Here is an 18,315-nt window from a genome sequence, read left to right as displayed (position 1 = left end):
TTGGTCATGTGCGCGTAAATTGTGTGGGCGCGATCATCTTCGACGCCGCCGACCGGCTGCTTCTCGTCCAGCGGGGACGCCCGCCCGGCATGGGGTCGTGGTCCCTTCCCGGGGGGCGGCTGGAGCCCGGTGAGAGCGATGAGGCCGGAGTGCGCCGGGAGGTGCTGGAGGAGACCGGGCTGCGCGTGCGGGTGGGCCGGCTGGCCGGCACGGTGGACCGGCCAGGGCCCGGCGGGGTCACGTACGTGATCCGCGACTATCTGGCCACCGTGTCCGCCGGGACGCCCGCCGCGGGGGACGACGCGGCGGACGTGCGGTGGTGCGACCGCGCCGACCTGGATCGCCTGCCGCTGTCGGAGGGCCTGCTGGCGGCCCTGACCGAGTGGGACGCGCTCCCCGGCCGGTAGCCCTACCTGCTCGACGTCAGGCTCGACGTCCACAGGATCAGGTGGTCGGCGCTGTAGGTCGTGGACCGGCCGAGCGCCACCACCTCCGCGCCGTCCACGGCCACCGCCGACAACCACTGCGTCCCCTGGCCCGCCAGGCGGTCCTTGGTGAGCGCCATGCGGTTCCACGACAGCCCGTCCTGCGACGTCCAGGCCGCGCTGTCGCCCTCGCCCGGCACGCCGTGCCAGCCGACCGCCACCAGCCCCTCCTGCGCCGCGGCCAGGTCGTACACCGCCGCCGCCCGGTCGGCGGGCAGCCAGGCCGTCTCCCAGGTCTCGCCCTCGTCGTCCGAGACGGCGGCGAACGCGCGCCGCGCCCCGTTCGTCAGCGCCGTGCCGATGGCCACCAGCTTGCCCTGGTAGGCGGTGATCCGCCGGAGCCCGGCCGAGGTGGCGTCCGGCGGGGACACGCTCTTGCGCGCGGCCCAGTTGACGCCGTCCTCCGAGTGCCAGACCACGGTGCGCTCCTGGTCGGCGCTGCCGGAGCCGCCCACGGCCACGTACCCGTCGCCGCCGGCGATGGCGTCGTGCACGCGCACGCCGGCGCCGCCCTGCGGCAGCTTGCTGGAGCGGGTGTACTTGCGCATGTCCGGCGTGAACCACATGGCGGCGGTGACCGTGCCCGACTGGTCCCTGGACTGCCCGGCCAGCACGTAGCCCTCCTTGCCCGCGGTCACCACGTCGGTGCGCAGGTAGGGATGGTCCTGGCGGCGGGCCAGGCCGCCGGTGACGTCGACCCGCTTCCAGCTCTCGCCGTCGGCGGAGGTGACGAGGAGGGGGTCGGTGACGCCGACGTTCGGCTCGGTGCCGCCGACCGCCAGCCAGCCGCGGCTGCCGTACGCGACGTCCTCCAGCGTCTGCCTGCCGGTGCCGCCCAGGCTCATCGACTTCCAGCTCTGCCAGTTCCTGATCGTCCACAGGCCGGCGTCGCCCGACGCGGAGCCGACGGCCACGTACCGGCCGTCGTGGCCGGCCAGCGCGTTCGTCTCGCGGGCGATCCTGGTCAGGCCCTCCACCTCGCCGAGCTGCACGCGCGCGGCGTCGCCGCGCGGGGGCGCGGCCATGAGCACGAGCTGGTTGTCGACGTCGGAGGCCGCGCGGTCGCCGCCGGCGAACAGGGTGCCGCCGTCGGAGATGGTGAACCCGCGCAGCGTCGCGCCCGTCAGGTTGCCGAGATCGGCCCGTTTCGTCCACGAACGCCCGTCCGTGGTGGTCAGCACCGTGTACGTGCCCATCACGCCCGGGCTGATCGCGGCCACGCCCGACGGGTAGGAGATCACCGACTCCACGCCGACGCTCTCGGCCGCCAGGCCGCCGATGGAGCCGCACTGCGACCACTGCGCCCCGGTCGGCGAGCAGTAGACGCGTACGTCGCCCTCGACCGTGCGCCGCCGCGTCGGCACCAGCACGAACCGTTTCGGCAGCACCGCCACCGTCCCCGCGCGGGGGTCGGTGGCCTCGGGGAGCTGGAAGCCGGTCGCCTGCCAGTCACGCCCGCCGTTCGCCGAGCGCAGCACCCGCGATCCCTCGCCGTCCGCGGGTACTCCGACGGCCACGACCGTGTCGCCCTTGGCCACCACGGCCTTGAGCTCCCGGACTCCCAGCTCCCTCGTCTCGACGCGCTCCCAGGCCCGGCCCTCGTCGGAGCGCCAGGCCGCGGGTCCCGTGCCGCCGTCGTCTCCCGTCGTACGCCCCACGGCGACGAACCCGGACCCGGTCCGCGCGATGTCCTCGATCCGGTCACCGGCGCGGAACGCGGCCAGCCCCGACGCCTCCACGGCCGTCCAGCTGTAACCGTCGGCGCTGGTCCACAGGCCGCGCTCGCCGGTGCTCTCGTCGCCGCCGCTGGCCAGCCACCGGCCCTCGCCGCCGACCACGTGCCGCACGATGGCCGTGGAGGCGCCGTTGACCTGGCCGAGCCGCCAGTTCTTGCCGCCGTCCGGGGAGAACAGGAAGAGCGGGCGCGGGGTGGGGCTGGTCGTGTCGCTGCCGACCGCCACCACGGCGCGGCCCACCGAGGTCATGTCGTTGAGCTTCTGGTCGGTGCCGACGCCGGCGGCGGGGACCGTGAACAGCTCGTCGCCCGAACGTCCGGTGCCCGCCTCCAGGCGCAGGCCGGCGGCCTCGTCGTCGCTCCACTGCCAGACGAGCACGCCGGTGGCCACCAGGACGGCGGCGGCGACGGTCAGGACGAGCGGGATGGCCCTGGTGCCCCGGCGGGCGGGGCTGGATCTGCGTACGGCGGCGGGGGCCGGGCCCCTGTGGTGCCGGCCGCCGGAGCCCTGCGCGCCCACGGGGGCGGTCGCGACCAGCAGGTCCGGCCTCGTGGGGCGGCCCGCGGGGGGCCGTCCGACGCGCCGCACCTCGGTCTCGTCCCGCTCACCGGGCTCCCCGCGGTCCTCCTCCGCCTCCTGGCGGGCCTCGGCCGGCACGGGATACACCAGCCGGTACGGCGGTGTGCGGTCCCGCCGCTCCCCGTTGCCCGCCGGGGCCTCCTGGTGCGGAGACCCGGCGGCGGGCGCCGCCGCGTCGCCCTCGGGGCGCGGGCGGGGCACGCCATCGGGGCGGGGCGCGTCTTCAGCGTCCGGGCGAGGCGCGTCGGCGCCGTCCGGGCGGGGACTCCCGGTGGCGCCCGCCTGAGGCGCGTCGGGCGCGCCCGCCTGGGACGCGGCCGCCTCGGGGCGGGGCGCGTCGGAGGCGTCAGGCTGCGGCGTGGCGGTGTCCTGGCGGAGCGGGCCGCCGGCGACCAGCTTGTCGGGCCGGTTGACGACGCGGCGGCGCCGGCGCGGCTCGTCCTCGGGCTCGGCCGTCGGCGAGGTGTACGGCCTGCGCCCCTTGGGCGGCTCCTGCGGCTCGTCGTCGGGGACGGGAGCGGCGAACGGCGGCATGCCCCAGGGCGAGGTCAGCGGTAAACCCCTGGCCCGGTCGTCGGTGGGACCGGGCGGCGAGTGGCGGATCCTGGGCTCTTCCGAAGGGGAACGGGGTTCGGACGCGCCCTCGGAGCGAGGGTCGTCGTCTTCAGGCGGTCGCCGTGGCGGTTCACTGGGGCCGGAGGCCACGCGCCGTACCTCCTAGTCGAGCTCGTCGTACAGGCAGATCGAGGCCGCGTTCGCGGACCGTTCCAGGGCGGCTCGGAGGGTCCCGCGCCGTCCCGACAGCATCCAGACCAGCATGACTCAGCCGGAATTACGAGACCTCTCTAGCGAGATTCCCGGCACCCTGCGCCGGATTTATTCCGAAATAGTCCTGATTGACTGCTTTTTAGCTAGATACATCACACCAAACGCATACACCCCGAGCTGCACCACGGTCCCCGCCAACGACTGCCACGGCACCGGCGTCTTCGCCTGGTCCAAGGCGTCCTCCATGTCCCCCGCCGCCGCGCTGATCCCGAAGGCCACCACGTTGTTCACCACGTGCAGCGCGATCGGCGCCTCCAGCCCGCCCGTCCGCACCGCCAGCCACGCCATCACCGCCCCGAACGCGAACACGTCCACCAGCCCCGCCCAGGAGTACCCGTGCAGCGACGCGAACAGCGCGGACCCGATGAGGATGCCCCACACGGGGTTGCGCACGTGCGCCCCGACGGCCTGCATGAACCAGCCGCGGAAGACGTACTCCTCGGCCGCGGCCTGGAACGGCACCAGCAGCACGATCACGATGAGCAGCGGCAGGAAGACCGGCCACCCGGCCCAGCCGAACATGCCGGTGTCCACGCCGGAGATCGACAGGGCGAGATACTGCGCCCCCTGCCCGAGCGCCAGCGCCAGCACGCCCAGCGCCGCGCACCGCGCCATCCAGGACCAGCGCAGCCGTCCCACCACGGACGAGAGCGTGCCCGGGCGGCGCCGCTGGACGAGCGCCGCGGTGCCCTGCACGAGCAGCAGCACGGGCGCGATCGACAGGAGCGTCATGGCCAGCCCGTACGGCGTGCCCCGCGGCACCCCCGTCTCGGGGTTCACCGCCTCGGGCAGGGCGAAGAGCTCCGTCCCCAGCATGAAGCCGATGACGACCACGACGCCGATCGCCAGGAACCCGGCGCCGACGATCAGCGTGCCGACGATCGCCCGCCACGGACGCACGCCCGGGATCGCGGCGAGCTGGTCGAACCGGGCCCCGCGCGGAACGGCCACGAACCAGGGCGGCGCCTGCTGCGGGTACGGGTACCCGGCCGCCTGGGGACCGTACGGAAATGGGGGCCCCGGATTTTCCTGCATCTCTCTATTCTGTCCGCTTGATGCGCATTAGTTCACAGACGGTCCACCGTTTTAGGCGGATGCTCGGAGTCGTAGGCAATTCGACCCTGGGAGCAGTCCATGTCAAGGCTGGGACCTGTCATCACCCTCGCGGCGGGAGCAGTGCTCGCCCTGGGGCTCGGTGTCGCCAGCACCATCGCGACACCCGCGGCCGAGGAAACGGCCGCCAACACCGCTGCTGAAGCACCTCCCGTGGAGGAGAGCTCGGCGGCGCCGTCGCCCTCCCCCTCGCAGACGGCGGCCAAGAAGATCGCCAAGGCCGACTACGGCGGCCGGGTGGAGGGCAACGGCGCCCTCATCGCCATCTCGATCAGGAACGGCAAGGCCATCGGCTACTTCTGCGACGGCAGGACCGAGGCCTGGTTCAAGGGCTCGGAGTCCGACGGCGAGCTCCAGCTCAAGGGCGTGGCGAACGCCGGCTCCAAGGTGACGGCCGAACTGGGCGGCGGCCGCGCCGAGGGCTGGGTCTCCGTCGGCGGCAGGAAGTGGGACTTCACGGCCCCCACGGTGGTCAAGCCGTCGGGCCTGTACCGCGCCACCGCGATCGTCAGGGGCGCCAGGCTGCGCGCCGGCTGGATCATGATCAAGAACCCGAACGGCGGCTACTACCAGGTCGGCGCCGCCTTCGCCGGGGAGGAGCAGCTCGACATCCCGCAGCTCGACAGCGCGCAGCCCACCGCCCCCGTCACCGTGGACGGCACCACGGTCAACCCCGAGGACGTCGACGGCTTCATCGAGGAGATGCAATGACCGCCACCTACCAGCAGCGCCGCTCCCCCAGCGCGACCACGTTACTGGTGCCGCTGCTCGTCGGCGGTCTGGTGGTGCTCGCGCTCGGCGTCTACGGGCGGGCTCACACGCCGACCGGGTTCGCCGTCGGCGTGGCGGGCTTCTCCGCGGCGCTGCCGATGAAGGTGTGGCTGACCACCGGCGCGTTCGTGCTGGCGATCGTGCAGGTGGTCTCGGCCCTGTCGATGTGGGGCAAGCTCGGGATCACGATCCCGCCCGCCGTGCACCGCTGGTCGGGCCGGCTGGCGTTCGTGCTCACGATCCCGGTCGCCTTCCACTGCCTGTACGCCCTCGGCCTGCAGTACGACGTCCCGCGCGTGCTCGCGCACTCGCTGCTCGGCTGCTTCTTCTATGGCGTGTTCACCGCGAAGATGCTGGCCCTGCCCAAGCGCGACACGCCGGGCTGGACGCTGCCGGTGCTCGGCGGGCTGGCGTTCACGGCGCTCGTGGGTCTCTGGCTGACCTCGTCGTTCTGGTTCTTCACCGCCGTCGGCTTCAAGGTGTGAACCTCTTCGTACGGCTCAGCCCGGCCGCCCGCCCCTTGGCGGCCACGACGAGCGCCATCTTCCTGGAGGCCTCGTCGATCATCTCGTCGCCCAGCATGACCGCGCCGCGCTTCTCGACGGTGGTGTAGTACTCGTACGCCTCCAGGATGAGCTCGGCGTGGTCATAGTCCTCCTGCGCCGGCGAGAACACCTCGTTGGCGGCGTCCACCTGCGAGGGGTGCAGCACCCACTTGCCGTCGAACCCCAGCGCCGCCGCCCGCTGCGCGACCCTGCGGAAGCCCTCGACGTCCTTGATCTGCAGGTAGGGGCCGTCGATCACCTGCAGGTCGTGCATCCTGGCCGCCATGAGGAGCCGCATGAGGATGTAGTGGTAGGCGTCGCCCTCGACGTAGCCGGGCGGCTGCTCGCCGACGACGAGGGTGCGCATGTTGATGGAGGCCATGAAGTCGGCGGGGCCGAACACGAGCGTCTCCAGCCGCCTGGACGACCCGGCGATGGCGTCGGCGTTCACCAGGCCGCGGGCGTTCTCGATCTGCGCCTCGATGCCGATGCGGCCCACCTCGTAGCCCATGGTCTTCTCGATCTGCGTGAGCAGCGTGTCCAGCCAGACGACCTCGGTCGGGTCCTGCACCTTGGGCAGCATGAGGCAGTCGAGGAACGCCCCCGCCCCTTCGACGATCTCGATCACGTCGCGGTACGTCCACTGGGTCGTCAGGTCGTTCACCCTGACCACGCGGGTCTTGCCCGACCAGTCGCCCTCGCGCAGGGCCGTCACGATGTTGGCCCGCGCCGCCTCCTTGGCCAGCGGCGCGACGGAGTCCTCCAGGTCGAGGAAGACCTCGTCCACGGGCAGGGTCTGGGCCTTCTCCAGGAACCGGGGGTTGCTGCCTGGCACGGCGAGCACAGAACGTCGTGAGCGCATGCGCACACGCTACTGGTCAGCCCGTGAAGCCGTTCGCCTGGAGACAGGCGACGAGACCGTCGACCCCGCACGGCTCGACCCGGACCCGTCACAGCACGTGGTAGGCGCGGCTCCCCGGGATCTCCTCGATCACCGGCCCCGGCAGCCAGCCCGTCACCCTGCCCACGACGACCAGCTCGGCGGCCTCCCGCGCCAGCGCCTCGGGCGTGTCGTACGGCTGGAAGTCCAGCGTGTCCTGGTACAGCACCTTCGTGTCCAGCGGTCCCGTGGGCTGCTCGGAGGCGCAGCCCATCGGGGGGGCCGTGGACGTGGCGGCGCCGCAGCCGGTCGCGAGCGCGAGGGCGAGCACGGCGGAAATCGTTCGCATGTCCTGGAGACGAGATCGTGGCGGCGGCGGTTCGCCGGTTACAGTCACATCTGTGAGCGACGACAAGACGGCCATCGAGGAGGGCGCCAAGAAGTCCGGCATCCTCTGGCTCACCCTCGACCGTCCACGCCTGGCCTGGCACGCCTGGCACGACGGCGCGATCTACCTCGTGACGGGGGGCGAGGAGCAGCGGCTGCCCGGGCTCGACGCGCTCGACCGGGTGCGCGTCACGCTGCGCAGCAAGGACAACGGGGCCAGGCTGGTGGAGTTCGAGGCCGCCGTGTCGGCCGTCGACCAGGCCGCGGCGGCCGACGCCGTGGCGGTGCTGGCCAAGGAGCGGCTCAACGCCCGCGACAGCGAGCACCTCACCGAGCGCTGGGCCCGCGAGTCCACCGTCTGGCGGCTCACCCCCGAACGGTGACCGCCTCCGGCTCCGCGACGACCGCCGGCTGAGCGGTGGAGGTGGCGGTCTGGGCGAGCAGCGCGCCCGACAGCACCAACAGGCCGCCCAGGATCTGGAACCCGCCCAGCGTCTCGCCGACCAGCGCCCAGGCCACGATGGCGCCGCCGATGACCTCCAGCGACGCCACGGTGGCGCCCACCGCGGCCGACAGCCGCCGCACGGCGTTGACGCCCAGGATGTAGGCGATCACGGTGGCGATCAGCACCATCCACAGGTACGCGCCCAGCACCGGCAGCCGCAGCCCGCCCTCCGGCGCGGCGGTGACCGTGAAGGCGTCCCACGGGATGTTCCACGGCCGGGCGAACGGGATCAGCACCAGAGCCGCCCCCGCCATGCCCCAGGCGATCAGGCCGAGGGGGTCGATGTCGTCGCCGAAGCTATCGTTCATCAGGAAATATCCGGCGCAACACGCCCCGGCCAGCAGCCCCAGCATCAGGCCCAGCGCGTCCAGCCGCAGGCCCTGCCACGCCTCGACGACGATCGCCAGGCCCACGACCGCGACGACGGCGCCCACGTACGCGGCGCGCGCGAGCCGTACCTTGCGGATGACCCGCACCCAGGCCACCACCATCACCGGCGCCATGAACTCCAGCAGCAACGCGATCCCCACCGGCAGCCGCGTGATCGCCACGAAGTACAGCGCCTGCACCCCGGCCACGGCCATCACCGCGTACAGCGCGAAGAACGGCAGCCTGGAGCGGGGGATGCGCAGCGCGCGCGGCCTCACGAGGGCCAGCACGGCCAGGAGCAGCAGCCCCGCGCCGGCCATCCGCGTCCACACGGCCTCGATCGGCGCCAGCCCGGCGGCGATGAGGTACTTGGCCATGGGCCCCGAGAACGCGAAACAGCACGAGGACACGAACGCGAGCGCGAGCCCCGCATACCTCATCGCACACCACCCACCACGTAATCACCGTTTAGCAGGTTTGATACTGACATGTCGGGCAGTGCGGGTGCAATGGGATACCAGCACCTCCCGGGCGGACGGGACCGCACTGTTAGCCTGGCCACGTGAAGATCTTCGTGGCCCGGCTTCCCGGGACCCCGGTCTTCGACCCGGCGGGCGACCTGATCGGCCGGGTCAGAGACGTCGTGGTCGGGCTGCGCATCGGCCGGCGCCCCCGGGTGCACGGCTTCGTGGTGGAGGTGCAGCCGCGCCGCCGGGTGTTCCTGCCGATCACCCGGGTACGCCGCATCGAGGCGGGCTCCGTGGTGTTCACCGGGCGGCTCAACATGCGCAGGTTCGAGCAGCGCGCCTCCGAGACGCTGGTCATCGGCCAGATGCTCGACCTCACCGTGCGCGTGGGCGACGAGCCCATGACGGTGTACGACGTGGGCATGGAGGAGCTGAAGCCGTCCAACTGGGAGATCACCAAGGTCGCCGTCTACAAGGGCAGGCGGCGCGAGCCGCGCACGGTCGGCTGGGGGGAGGTGTCGGGGTTCGACACGCTGCAGAAGGACCAGGGGGCGGCCGGCCTGATCGCCGCGTTCGAGTCGCTGCGGGCCGCCGACATGGCCAGCGCGCTGCACGACCTGCCCACCAAGCGGCGCATCGAGATCGCCCGCGCGCTGCACGACGACCGGCTGGCCGACGTGCTGGAGGAGCTGCCGCCCGACGACCAGATCGGCATCCTCGGCACGCTGGAGCCCGAGCGGGCCGCCGACGTGCTGGAGGAGATGGGGCCCGACGACGCCGCCGACCTGCTGCACGACCTGCCCGAGGAGCAGGCGGCGAAGCTGCTGGCGCTGATGGAGCCCGGGGAGGCGGCGCCGGTGCGGCGGCTGCTGACATACCCCGAGACCAGCGCCGGCGGCGTGATGACCAGCGAGCCGGTGATCCTGCCGCCCACCGCCACCGTCGCCGAGGCGCTGGCGCACATCAGGCAGCAGGACCTGACGCCCGCCGTGGCCTGCCAGGTCTACGTCACCAGGCCGCCCACCGAGACGCCGACGGGGGCGTACCTGGGGGTCACGCACTTCCAGCGGCTGCTGCGCGAGCCGCCCTCCACGCTGCTCGGCGGCGTGCTCGACCCCTCGATCGACCCCATCAGGCCGGACTTCACGCTCCGGCAGGTGACCTACTACCTGGCCAACTACAACCTCGTCGCCGCCCCCGTCGTGGACGAGCTGGGCCGCCTGGTCGGCGCCGTGACGGTGGACGACGTGCTGGACCACATGCTGCCCGAGGACTGGCGCGAGCGGGCGGACGACCGTGACGACCTGTCGCGGGAGAACGGGCGCGAGGGAGCCGACGACCGTGACGACTGACCGCCTCGACCAGCCCCGGGACCTGCGCCGCACGCTGCGCCCGCACTACGACCCCGAGGCGTTCGGCCGCCTGTCGGAGCGGATAGCCCGCTTCCTCGGCACCGCCCGGTTCCTCGTCTACATGACCGTCTTCGTCGCGGTCTGGGTCGTCTGGAACGCCGTCGCGCCGCAGGGCTGGAAGTTCGACCCGTACCCGTTCATCTTCCTCACGCTGATGCTGTCGCTGCAGGCCAGCTATGCCGCGCCGCTGATCCTGCTGGCCCAGAACCGGCAGGACGACCGCGACCGCATCCAGTACGAGCAGGACCGTGAGGCCGCCGAGCGCAACCAGGCCGAGATCGAGTACCTGACCCGCGAGATCGCGGGCCTGCGCCTGGCGCTGAACGAGGTCGCCACCCGCGACTACCTGCGCGCCGAGCTGGGCCGGCTGGCGGAGGAGCTCAAGGGGAGCGGTCAGGAGGCGGGGCGCTGAGCTCGTCGCCGAGCTTGGCGAGCATGCGGCGCACCTGTGCGATCTCCCCCGCGTCCAGCATGCCGATGAACTGCCTCCTGATGCCGCGCAGGTAGGTCGGCGTCGCCTCGGCCAGCCGGGCCGCGCCGCGGTCGCTCAGCACCGCGTACAGGCCGCGGGCGTCGTCGGCGCACGCCTCGCGCGCCACCAGGCCGTCGCGCTGGAGCCGGTCGATGAGCCTGGTCAGGCCGCTGCGCGAGAGCAGCACCCGGTCGGCCAGGTCGTTCATCCGCAGCCGCCCGCGCGGGGCCTCGGCGAGCTGCGCCAGCACCTCGTACGAGGCCAGCGGCAGGTCGTGCGCGACGAGCAGCTCGCTCTCCAGATGGCGGGTGACGCGCACCTGGGCTCGTTGCAACATGCGCCAGACCGCCAGTTCTCCGGCGGTCAGGCCCTCGTCGCGCAGAAGAGTCACGGAGTAACCTTAGACGTTGTTGCACAGACATCTAACAGTGCGGATTAACCCAGCGCGGGCTTCGGTTCATACCATGGAGGGGCATCCTCGCTGGCGTCCTGCGCCTGTCACACATAGACCGACTAAGGAGGGACGGCACTCCCTCGTGCCGAGACTTCGATGGCACCAACCCAGGAACTCGTGACGGCGGCCCTGTCCACCGTCATCGACCCCGAGATCCGTCGCCCGATCACGGACCTCGACATGGTCAAGAACATCGAGATCGCTCCCGATGGGGCGGTGCGCGTAGGCGTGTACCTGACCGTGGCCGGATGTCCGATGAAGGACACCATCACCCGCGATGTCACCACCGCCGTCTCCAAGGTCGAAGGTGTGACCGGCGTCCAGATCGAGCTCGACGTCATGAGCGCCGAGCAGCGCAAGACGCTGCAGACCAAGCTGCGCGGCGACCGCGGGCCGGAGAAGGAGATCCCCTTCAACCAGCCGGGCTCGCTGACCCGCGTGTTCGCGGTGGCCAGCGGCAAGGGCGGGGTCGGCAAGTCGTCCGTCACGGTCAACCTCGCCGCCGCCATGGCCTCCAACGGCCTCAAGGTCGGCATCGTCGACGCCGACATCTACGGTCACAGCATCCCTCGCATGCTGGGCGCCGCCGAGCGGCCCACCAAGGTCGAGGACATGATCATGCCGCCGGTGGCCCACGACATCAAGGTCATCTCGGTGGGGATGTTCAAGCCGCCGGGCAACACGCCGGTGGTCTGGCGCGGGCCCATGCTCGACCGGGCGCTGCACCAGTTCCTGGCCGACGTCTACTGGGGCGACCTCGACGTGCTCCTGCTCGACCTGCCGCCCGGCACGGGCGACATCGCCATCTCGGTGGCCCAGCGGCTGCCCGGGGCGGAGATCCTGGTCGTCACCACGCCGCAGATGGCCGCCGCCGAGGTGGCCGAGCGCGCCGGCTCGATCGCCGCCCAGACCCACCAGCAGATCGCCGGCGTCATCGAGAACATGGCCTGGCTGCCCTGCCCCCACTGCGACGAGCGCATCGCCGTCTTCGGCGAGGGCGGCGGCCAGACGGTGGCCGACGCGCTGACCCGCACGCTGGGAGCGCGCGTCCCGCTGCTCGGCCAGGTGCCGATCGACATGCGGCTGCGCGAGGGCGGCGACGAGGGCAAGCCGCTGGTCCTCACCGACCCCGACGCGCCGGCCGCCACCGAGCTCAGGAAGATCGCCGCCGGCCTGAGCAAGCGCTCATCCAGCCTGAAGGGCCTCCAGCTCGGCCTCAACCCGCGCCGCTGACCGCTCCTGCGCGCGCACGGAGCCCCCTCTCACCGGAGGGGGCTCTTTCATGCCCTCCGAACGGCGACGGACGGCCGCCTCAGGTCGCCTCGGAGTCGTAGGGCGGCAGCTCGCCGTAACCCAGCTCATCGACCGGCTCAGCCGCGTACGGGGCCGGCGCGCCCGCGGGCTCCAGCTCGCGCTGCTTGTTGTCGTTCCAGTCGTCCTCTAGGTCGTCGAGGAGATGCTTGCGCACGAAGTTGCGCGGGTTCAGATCGGCGGGGTCGAAGTTCTGGAACTCCGGGCCCAGCCCCGCACGCAGGTCGTCACGCGCGTTGTTGGCCATCCGGCGCAGGTTGCGCAGCGTCTTACCCGCCTGCGCGGCGGCCTGCGGCAGTCTTTCTGGACCGAAGACGAGCAGCGCGATCACGATCAGCGCGCCGACCTCCATCCACCCGAGTCCGAACACCGTGAGCTCCTACCGCAGTCAAACCTCTCCGAGGACAACCCCGGCCTATCCACAGACTAAGGGCTCCATCGGGTAGGTCGGTCGTCACCCCTGGGTCATATCATCCGCCCACCCCGGGGAACAGTCACGCCGCGGGAGGCCCTAGGGCCCCGCCGCGGCGCGGTGGGCGAGGAGCGGGATGCGTCAGGAGGGGGTGGGGGTGGGCTCGTCCTCGGCCACCACCGTGAGCGTGGCGGTGCGCTCCTGCCCCGCCCGCTGGTACTTGATGTTGATCTTCGAGCCGGGGGTCTTGCTGCGGATCAGGGCGATCAGCTCGTTCCCGTCCTGCAGGGCCAGCCCGTCGATCTCCAGGATCACGTCACCGGCCTGCAGCCCCGCCTGGTCGGCCGGGCCGCCCTTGGTGACCGGCTGCTGCCCGCCGGCGGGCTCGGAGGCGATGCGTACGCCCTGGCCCCGGTAGTCCTTGTCGAGCACGATGCCGATCTTGGGCCGCTTGGCCTTGCCCGTCGTGATCAGCTCTTCGGCCACCCGCCGCGTCTGGTTGACCGGGATCGCGAAGCCGAGGCCGATGCTGCCGCTCTGGCTGCTCATCGAGCGGCCCAGGGTGGCGATGGCGGAGTTCACGCCCACGACCTCGCCCCTGCCGTTCACCAGCGGGCCGCCGGAGTTGCCCGGGTTGATGGCGGCGTCGGTCTGGATGGCGCTGATGTAGGCCGGCTCCTCCGAGCTGGTGCCGGTCTCGTCACCGGCGATGACCGGGCGGTTGAGCGAGCTGACGATGCCGGTCGTGACCGTGCCGGTCAGGCCCAGCGGGGAGCCGATCGCGATGACCGGGTCGCCGACCACCACCTGGTCGGAGTTTCCGAGGGTGATCTCCGGCGTGCCGAACGTCTCCTCCGGCTTGACCACGGCCAGGTCGGAGCCCGGGTCGCGGCCGACGATGCGCGCCGTGGTGGTCTTGCGGTTGTTGAACATGATCCGGATCTCGCCGCCGTTGGCGGCCAGCGCGACCACGTGGTTGTTCGTGACGACGTAGCCGTTCTTGATCAGGAAGCCGGAGCCGGACGCGCCCTCGGTGTTGCTGCCGTTGCCGACCTCCAGCGAGACCACGCTGGGCAGCACCCGCGCGGCCACGCCCGCCACCGAGTCGGGGGCGCGGTTGGTGGCTCCGGTCGGGAGCGGGCCGAGGCTGTAGGAGGGGTCGTTGGCGCCGCTGGGCCTGGTCAGCAGGTACGTGCCCACGCTGCCGAGCACCGAGGCCACCAGGGCGATGACCACGGCCATGGCGACCAGGAGGCCGGTGCCGGGCCCTCGCCTCACGGCGCCCGCGCCGCCCGGAGGCGGCGGCGCCCAGCCGGGGCCCATGCCGAGCGGCTGTCGGGGAGGGGGCGGCCGGCCCGGCCCGCCGTAATTCTGCCCACCGCCGAACGGCGGCCCCTCGTAGGAACGGGCGCCGCCGTCGGGTGAGCCGAAGAACGGGCTGTCGTAGGCGCGCGTGCCGTTGTCGGGCCGCGTGCCGCCCTCCGGCTGGCCGAAGGAGCCGTAGGAAGGGCTGTCGTAGGAGCGGGTCGTCCCGTCGGGCGGGCCGAAGGAGGGGCCGTCACCGATCCGGCTGCCGCCCTCGGGCGGGCCGAAGGAGGGCCGGCTGCCGCCGTCGGACTGGCCGAACGAGGGCGCGCCGTACTGGGGGCCGGTCTGCGCGCGGTTGTCCTGACCGGGGCCGGGTACGCCGTACTGAGGGCCGGACTGCGCGCGGTCGTCCTGGCCGGGTACGCCGTGCGAGGAGCCGTTCAAGGGCGGGGCGTCACCGTTGGAGGAGCCGTACGAGGGCCCGTAGGACGATTCGTACGAGCGCGACTCGTACGGCGGCGAGCCGTAGGTGTCGGGGCGCCCGGAGGGGTCGCCCCACGTGGTGCCGAACGAGGCAGGCGGCTCGGGCCGCCTCCCCTCCTGTCCGGGCCTGTCGTCAGCGGGTAGGAAGTCCGGCCGCCCCTGTGGCTCGGGGGAGTCCGACGGCGTGCGTCCCTCGGTGGACCGCGTCTCGTCGGTCATCTAAGTCTCACCACTCCTTGGCTCGGCCACCGCATCCTCGCTCCTGCGGCATACGAGGGTTATAAAGGTTTTGTCAGGACTTGCTTGTGACAATTCCCGAACCCAGATCGTATGCCCCGCGCGCCGCCGACTACGCCAACCGTTTGCTCCCCGGCATGACCCGGTCAAGGAGTGGCGGTCGAAGAGCCGTTCGTAGGCGTAGTACGGGCCTGCTGCTGGAACAGTTCAACCGGCGGGGCCGGATTGTTCTGGCCGATGCCGGTGGTGGCGAAGAAGGTGCCGATCGCCACGGCTGCCGAGACCACCCCGACCGCCACGTACGCCGAGCGCCTCCTACCACCGCGGCCAGGGCCCGTGGCTCCACCAGTGGCGTCCCTGCGCGGGCGGTTGTCCAGCGGCGCGATGGTGTGCGGCCCGGGGATGGGCACTCCCCCGAACGTACGCGTGGGGAAAGGGCGCTCCCTCGGCGGCAGCGGCCCGCCCGGCTCCGCCATCCGGAGCAGGGACATCGTCAGGTCCGCCGGCATGGCGGGGGTCTCCAGCGAGCGCAGGCGCGTCTTCAGCGCCCGCACCGACTCGACCTCGCGCCTGCAGTCAGCGCAGAAAGTCAGGTGCGCGAGCGCGCGCTCGCGCTCGGTGTGGTTGAGCTCTCCGTCGACCAGCGCGGATACACGCTCTCCAAGATGGGACATATCAGACTTCCTCCCCACGGATCACGGTCGGGGGGAGTTGTGAATTACGGGGGGCTCGATGGTCGAGCGCCTCCCGCAACTGCGCCCGGCCTCGGTGAATACGGCTTCGGACCGTACCCAGCTTGACGCCGAGCGTGGCCGCGATCTCCTCGTATGACAGGCCCTCGATGTCGCACAGCACGATCGCGGCCCGGAACTCGGGTGCGAGCGCGTCGAGGGCGGCCTGGATGTCGGGCTCCAGGTGGGCGTCGTCGAACGCCTGCGCCGGAGACGGCTCGCGGCCGCGCAGCCGCTCGGCCGCGTCGTCCGCCAGCCCCTCGAACCGGATGCGCTGCTTGCGCCGCGCCATGTCGAGGAACAGGTTGGTCGTGATCCGGTGCAGCCACCCCTCGAACGTGCCGGGGGTGTAGCTCGACAGCGACCTGAAAACCCGGACGAAGACCTCCTGCGTGAGGTCCTCGGCATCGTGGACATTGCCGGTCAGCCGGTACGCCAGCCGATACACACGCGCGGAGTGCGTCCGCACGACCTCCTCCCACGTCGGAGGAGTCCAATCAGACGACACGGGAGTATCGGTCTGGTGGTCGCTTTCGTCCACCAGAACTCCTCTCTTTGGGACCACCGCTACCGCCATAGTGCCTGGTTTCGTCCCTTCGTGCGCACTGCCTGCCTTCCGGACCGGCAAAGCCCGTTTAAACCTGCAACGCCTTAGGTCCCTCCTGAGTTCCCGTCCTGCCGCGTCTCCCCTAGGCTGCGATCGGTGCCTATCTCGCGGACCAATCGCACGAAAGTGGGGGGAGGAGGCCGATGACCACTCCGGTGGAGGCCACTCTGGCCTATGCGGAGCAGTTCCATCACGAGGATGAGATCCTGCACGCGGCGCGGCAGCGCGGGCTGGAGATGGGTGCGACGCCCGTCCTTCCCGGGGCCGGGGCGGCGTTGTGCTTCCTCGCGACCGCCGTCAACGCCAAGTCCGTCGTCGAGATCGGCACGGGCTGCGGCGTCTCGGGGCTGTGGCTGCTGCGCGGCATGCGCACGGACGGCACGCTCACCAGCGTGGACGTCGAGCCGGAGCACCAGCGGCTGGCCAGGAAGGCGTTCACGGAGGCCGGATTCTCCGGCAGCCGGGTGCGGCTGATCTCCGGCCGGGGGCTCGACGTGCTGCCGCGGCTGTCCGACGGCGGCTACGACATGGTGTTCGCCGACGGCGCCAAGCACGAGTACGCCGACTACCTGGCCGAGGCGGTACGCCTGCTGCGCGTGGGCGGCATCGTGGCCTTCGACAACATGTTGTGGCACAACCGCGTGGCCGACCCCGCGCAGCGCGACCCGGAGACGGTGACGCTGCGCGAGGTGGGCAAGCTGGTGCAGTCGGACGAGCGGCTGCGCTCGGTGCTGATGCCGCTGGGCGACGGCCTGCTCGCCGCCCTCAAGATCAGCGACTAGCCGCGGGTCAGCCACTCCAGCATCAGGCGCACGCCGAAGCCCGTGGCGCCCTTGCTCAGCACGCCCTCGTCCGCCGCGCTGCGCCCGACACCGGCGATGTCGAGGTGCGCCCACGGCCGCTCGCCCGCGAACTCCCGCAGGAACAGCGCCGCGGTGATCGAGCCCGCCCCGAACGTGGACCCGGACTCGACGTTGGCCAGGTCGGCGATCGACGACTCCAGCGCGGGCGTGTACTCCTCGATCAGCGGCATCCGCCACAGCCGGTCGTCGGCGCTCTGCCCCGCCTCCACGAGCTGCTTGGCCAGCACGTCGTCGGAGGCGTAGACGGCGCCGACGTGCGGCCCGAGCGCCACCGTGATCGCCCCGGTGAGCGTGGCGATGTCCACGACCGCGTCGGGGTCGAGCTCGGCGTCGGCGTAGGCGAGCGCGTCGGCCAGCACCAGGCGGCCCTCGGCGTCGGTGTTGAGCACCTCGACCGTGCGCCCGCCGTAGTGCGTGATGACGTCGCTGGGCCGCTGGGAGGTGCCCGAGGGCATGTTCTCGGCCGCCGCCACCAGGCCGGTGACGCGTACGGGCGCCTTCAGCGCGGCGAGCGCGCCGAGCACGGCGATGACGACGGCCCCGCCGGCCATGTCGGTCTTCTGGAACTTCATGTTGGCCGTCGGCTTGAGCGACAGCCCGCCCGAGTCGAACGTGATGCCCTTGCCGACCAGCACGACGTGCCGATCCGTCGGCTCCTCGGGCGTGTAGGAGAGCTGGATGAGCCGGGGCGGGCTGGCCGAGCCCCGGCCCACGGCGAGGATGCCGCCGAACCCGCCGGCCGCCAGCTGCTCCTCGTCCCACACCCTGACCGGCACGCCGGTCTCGGCGGCCCGCTCGGCCAGCCAGGCGGGGTTCTTGACGGAGGAGGGCGTGTTGGCCAGGTCGCGGGCGAGCGCGACCGCCCGCGCCACGGTCTCCGCGCGCCGCACCTGCTCCTCGTCCGCCCCGGCGAACGTGAGCGCGCGCACGGGCTTCTTGCCGGCGTCGCCGATCCTGAACGTGTACGCCGCCAGCAGCGCCGCCTCCACGAACGCGGTGACGTCGCCTTCGGGCGTCACCACGGTCAGCGTGTCGCGGCCCCTGGCCTTCCTGGTCAGCCCCGCGGCCGCGGTGCGCAGGGCCTTGGGCGAGCCGTCGCCCACGCCGTACAGCAGGATCCGGCCCACCCCGCCGGCCCGTGCCACCGGAACCTCGACGATCTCGCCCGCCGCGCCCTTGGCCTCGTAGTGGGCCAGCAGGTCGGACACCGGCAGGGACAGCTCGACCCCCGGGCTGAGGTCGGAGGCATAGGGAACGGCCAGCAGCTCGGGGTCGTCGGGAACGTCGGCGACCACCGTCGCAGTGGTCTCAATCGGCACGGAAAATCTCTCCTCGAACGTCAGCGACCCTGGCGCCGCTC

At 72.1% G+C, this 18,315-nt stretch carries 19 protein-coding genes; 8 read left to right on the top strand and 11 right to left on the bottom strand.

The genetic code is table 11. The annotated features are described in order from the left end of the window. Positions 1 to 23 precede the first annotated feature (23 nt). Entirely contained in the window at positions 24 to 407 is a 384-nt protein-coding gene (locus HD597_RS58070) for an NUDIX hydrolase (RefSeq protein ID WP_253757339.1), read from the top strand. A 2-nt stretch (positions 408 to 409) separates the two neighbouring features. On the opposite strand, the gene HD597_RS58065 is transcribed toward HD597_RS58070, so the two are convergent. Then, on the bottom strand, positions 410 to 3,334 hold the full coding sequence (locus HD597_RS58065) for a DUF6242 domain-containing protein (protein ID WP_253757338.1): 2,925 nt from the start codon (positions 3,332 to 3,334) through the stop codon (positions 410 to 412). A 342-nt stretch (positions 3,335 to 3,676) separates the two neighbouring features. Next, entirely contained in the window at positions 3,677 to 4,663 is a 987-nt protein-coding gene (locus HD597_RS58060; protein WP_253757337.1) for a CPBP family intramembrane glutamic endopeptidase, read from the bottom strand. A gap of 99 nt (positions 4,664 to 4,762) precedes the next feature. On the opposite strand from HD597_RS58060, the gene HD597_RS58055 reads away from it, so the two are divergent. After that, on the top strand, positions 4,763 to 5,452 hold the full coding sequence (locus HD597_RS58055) for a hypothetical protein (protein WP_253757336.1): 690 nt from the start codon (positions 4,763 to 4,765) through the stop codon (positions 5,450 to 5,452). Beyond that, positions 5,449 to 5,997, top strand: a complete 549-nt coding sequence (locus tag HD597_RS58050) for a DUF6529 family protein (RefSeq protein ID WP_253757335.1) — start codon at positions 5,449 to 5,451, stop codon at positions 5,995 to 5,997. The genes HD597_RS58055 and HD597_RS58050 overlap by 4 nt, the downstream gene beginning before the upstream one ends. Here HD597_RS58050 and HD597_RS58045 read toward each other — a convergent pair. Continuing rightward, positions 5,987 to 6,919, bottom strand: coding sequence for an HpcH/HpaI aldolase/citrate lyase family protein (locus HD597_RS58045; RefSeq protein WP_253757334.1), 933 nt, complete (start codon positions 6,917 to 6,919; stop codon positions 5,987 to 5,989). The genes HD597_RS58050 and HD597_RS58045 overlap by 11 nt on opposite strands. Positions 6,920 to 7,007: 88 nt before the next feature. Beyond that, positions 7,008 to 7,286, bottom strand: a complete 279-nt coding sequence (locus tag HD597_RS58040; protein WP_253757333.1) for a hypothetical protein — start codon at positions 7,284 to 7,286, stop codon at positions 7,008 to 7,010. A gap of 52 nt (positions 7,287 to 7,338) precedes the next feature. On the opposite strand from HD597_RS58040, the gene HD597_RS58035 reads away from it, so the two are divergent. Continuing rightward, the gene (locus tag HD597_RS58035) at positions 7,339 to 7,707 is read left to right on the top strand and encodes a hypothetical protein (protein WP_253757332.1); all 369 of its coding nucleotides are present in this window, start codon (positions 7,339 to 7,341) and stop codon (positions 7,705 to 7,707) included. Here the strand turns inward: HD597_RS58035 and HD597_RS58030 are convergent. Then, on the bottom strand, positions 7,691 to 8,638 hold the full coding sequence (locus HD597_RS58030; protein WP_253757330.1) for an EamA family transporter: 948 nt from the start codon (positions 8,636 to 8,638) through the stop codon (positions 7,691 to 7,693). The genes HD597_RS58035 and HD597_RS58030 overlap by 17 nt on opposite strands. A 122-nt stretch (positions 8,639 to 8,760) precedes the next feature. Between HD597_RS58030 and HD597_RS58025 the strand changes: the two genes are divergently transcribed. Then, on the top strand, positions 8,761 to 10,017 hold the full coding sequence (locus tag HD597_RS58025) for a magnesium transporter MgtE N-terminal domain-containing protein (protein ID WP_253757328.1): 1,257 nt from the start codon (positions 8,761 to 8,763) through the stop codon (positions 10,015 to 10,017). After that, positions 10,007 to 10,489, top strand: a complete 483-nt coding sequence (locus HD597_RS58020) for a DUF1003 domain-containing protein (protein WP_253757326.1) — start codon at positions 10,007 to 10,009, stop codon at positions 10,487 to 10,489. Before HD597_RS58025 ends, HD597_RS58020 begins: the two co-directional genes overlap by 11 nt. Here the strand turns inward: HD597_RS58020 and HD597_RS58015 are convergent. Beyond that, positions 10,458 to 10,940, bottom strand: a complete 483-nt coding sequence (locus HD597_RS58015) for a MarR family winged helix-turn-helix transcriptional regulator (protein ID WP_253757325.1) — start codon at positions 10,938 to 10,940, stop codon at positions 10,458 to 10,460. The two genes, HD597_RS58020 and HD597_RS58015, sit on opposite strands and share 32 nt — an antisense overlap. Before the next feature lie 159 nt (positions 10,941 to 11,099). Between HD597_RS58015 and HD597_RS58010 the strand changes: the two genes are divergently transcribed. Continuing rightward, a complete protein-coding gene (locus HD597_RS58010; RefSeq protein ID WP_253757322.1) occupies positions 11,100 to 12,236 on the top strand; it encodes an Mrp/NBP35 family ATP-binding protein in 1,137 nt (378 codons plus the stop codon). A gap of 79 nt (positions 12,237 to 12,315) precedes the next feature. On the opposite strand, the gene HD597_RS58005 is transcribed toward HD597_RS58010, so the two are convergent. The 4 genes from HD597_RS58005 to sigE all read right to left on the bottom strand — a co-directional run bounded on the left by HD597_RS58005 (position 12,316) and on the right by sigE (position 16,062). Continuing rightward, positions 12,316 to 12,684, bottom strand: coding sequence for a sec-independent translocase (locus HD597_RS58005; RefSeq protein WP_253757320.1), 369 nt, complete (start codon positions 12,682 to 12,684; stop codon positions 12,316 to 12,318). A 183-nt stretch (positions 12,685 to 12,867) separates the two neighbouring features. Continuing rightward, the gene (locus tag HD597_RS58000; RefSeq protein WP_253757318.1) at positions 12,868 to 14,736 is read right to left on the bottom strand and encodes a S1C family serine protease; all 1,869 of its coding nucleotides are present in this window, start codon (positions 14,734 to 14,736) and stop codon (positions 12,868 to 12,870) included. A gap of 164 nt (positions 14,737 to 14,900) precedes the next feature. Beyond that, positions 14,901 to 15,428 (bottom strand): anti-sigma factor family protein, encoded by a 528-nt coding sequence (locus HD597_RS57995; protein ID WP_253757316.1) that lies wholly within the window; start codon positions 15,426 to 15,428, stop codon positions 14,901 to 14,903. Between the two features lies 1 nt (position 15,429). After that, positions 15,430 to 16,062, bottom strand: coding sequence for an RNA polymerase sigma factor SigE (gene sigE, locus HD597_RS57990; protein ID WP_138692395.1), 633 nt, complete (start codon positions 16,060 to 16,062; stop codon positions 15,430 to 15,432). 173 nt (positions 16,063 to 16,235) lie between these two features. Here sigE and HD597_RS57985 point away from each other — a divergent pair, with 173 nt between their 5' ends. Beyond that, complete coding sequence (locus HD597_RS57985) at positions 16,236 to 16,874, top strand: O-methyltransferase (RefSeq protein ID WP_253757314.1); 639 nt, start codon at positions 16,236 to 16,238, stop codon at positions 16,872 to 16,874. Here HD597_RS57985 and HD597_RS57980 read toward each other — a convergent pair. Then, positions 16,871 to 18,274, bottom strand: coding sequence for a leucyl aminopeptidase (locus tag HD597_RS57980; protein ID WP_253757311.1), 1,404 nt, complete (start codon positions 18,272 to 18,274; stop codon positions 16,871 to 16,873). The two genes, HD597_RS57985 and HD597_RS57980, sit on opposite strands and share 4 nt — an antisense overlap. Positions 18,275 to 18,315 lie beyond the last annotated feature (41 nt).

It is taken from the genome of Nonomuraea thailandensis (assembly GCF_024172165.1).
Taxonomy (GTDB): Bacteria; Actinomycetota; Actinomycetes; order Streptosporangiales; family Streptosporangiaceae; genus Nonomuraea; species Nonomuraea thailandensis.
Note: the sequence above shows the minus strand (reverse complement) of the source record. Positions and strands in the feature narration are given on the sequence as shown.

Excerpts from the sequence above, each read along its gene's own strand:
- HD597_RS58055 (WP_253757336.1), top strand. The coding sequence starts at position 4,763 with ATGTCAAGGCTGGGACCTGTCATCACCCTCGCGGCGGGAGCAGTGCTC.
- HD597_RS58045 (WP_253757334.1), bottom strand. The coding sequence starts at position 6,919 with ATGCGCTCACGACGTTCTGTGCTCGCCGTGCCAGGCAGCAACCCCCGG.
- HD597_RS58060 (WP_253757337.1), bottom strand. The coding sequence starts at position 4,663 with ATGCAGGAAAATCCGGGGCCCCCATTTCCGTACGGTCCCCAGGCGGCC.
- HD597_RS58000 (WP_253757318.1), bottom strand. The coding sequence starts at position 14,736 with ATGACCGACGAGACGCGGTCCACCGAGGGACGCACGCCGTCGGACTCC.
- HD597_RS58040 (WP_253757333.1), bottom strand. The coding sequence starts at position 7,286 with ATGCGAACGATTTCCGCCGTGCTCGCCCTCGCGCTCGCGACCGGCTGC.
- HD597_RS58030 (WP_253757330.1), bottom strand. The coding sequence starts at position 8,638 with ATGAGGTATGCGGGGCTCGCGCTCGCGTTCGTGTCCTCGTGCTGTTTC.
- HD597_RS58065 (WP_253757338.1), bottom strand. The coding sequence starts at position 3,334 with ATGCCGCCGTTCGCCGCTCCCGTCCCCGACGACGAGCCGCAGGAGCCG.
- HD597_RS57995 (WP_253757316.1), bottom strand. The coding sequence starts at position 15,428 with ATGTCCCATCTTGGAGAGCGTGTATCCGCGCTGGTCGACGGAGAGCTC.
- HD597_RS57985 (WP_253757314.1), top strand. The coding sequence starts at position 16,236 with ATGACCACTCCGGTGGAGGCCACTCTGGCCTATGCGGAGCAGTTCCAT.
- HD597_RS58010 (WP_253757322.1), top strand. The coding sequence starts at position 11,100 with ATGGCACCAACCCAGGAACTCGTGACGGCGGCCCTGTCCACCGTCATC.
- HD597_RS58050 (WP_253757335.1), top strand. The coding sequence starts at position 5,449 with ATGACCGCCACCTACCAGCAGCGCCGCTCCCCCAGCGCGACCACGTTA.
- sigE (WP_138692395.1), bottom strand. The coding sequence starts at position 16,062 with ATGGCGGTAGCGGTGGTCCCAAAGAGAGGAGTTCTGGTGGACGAAAGC.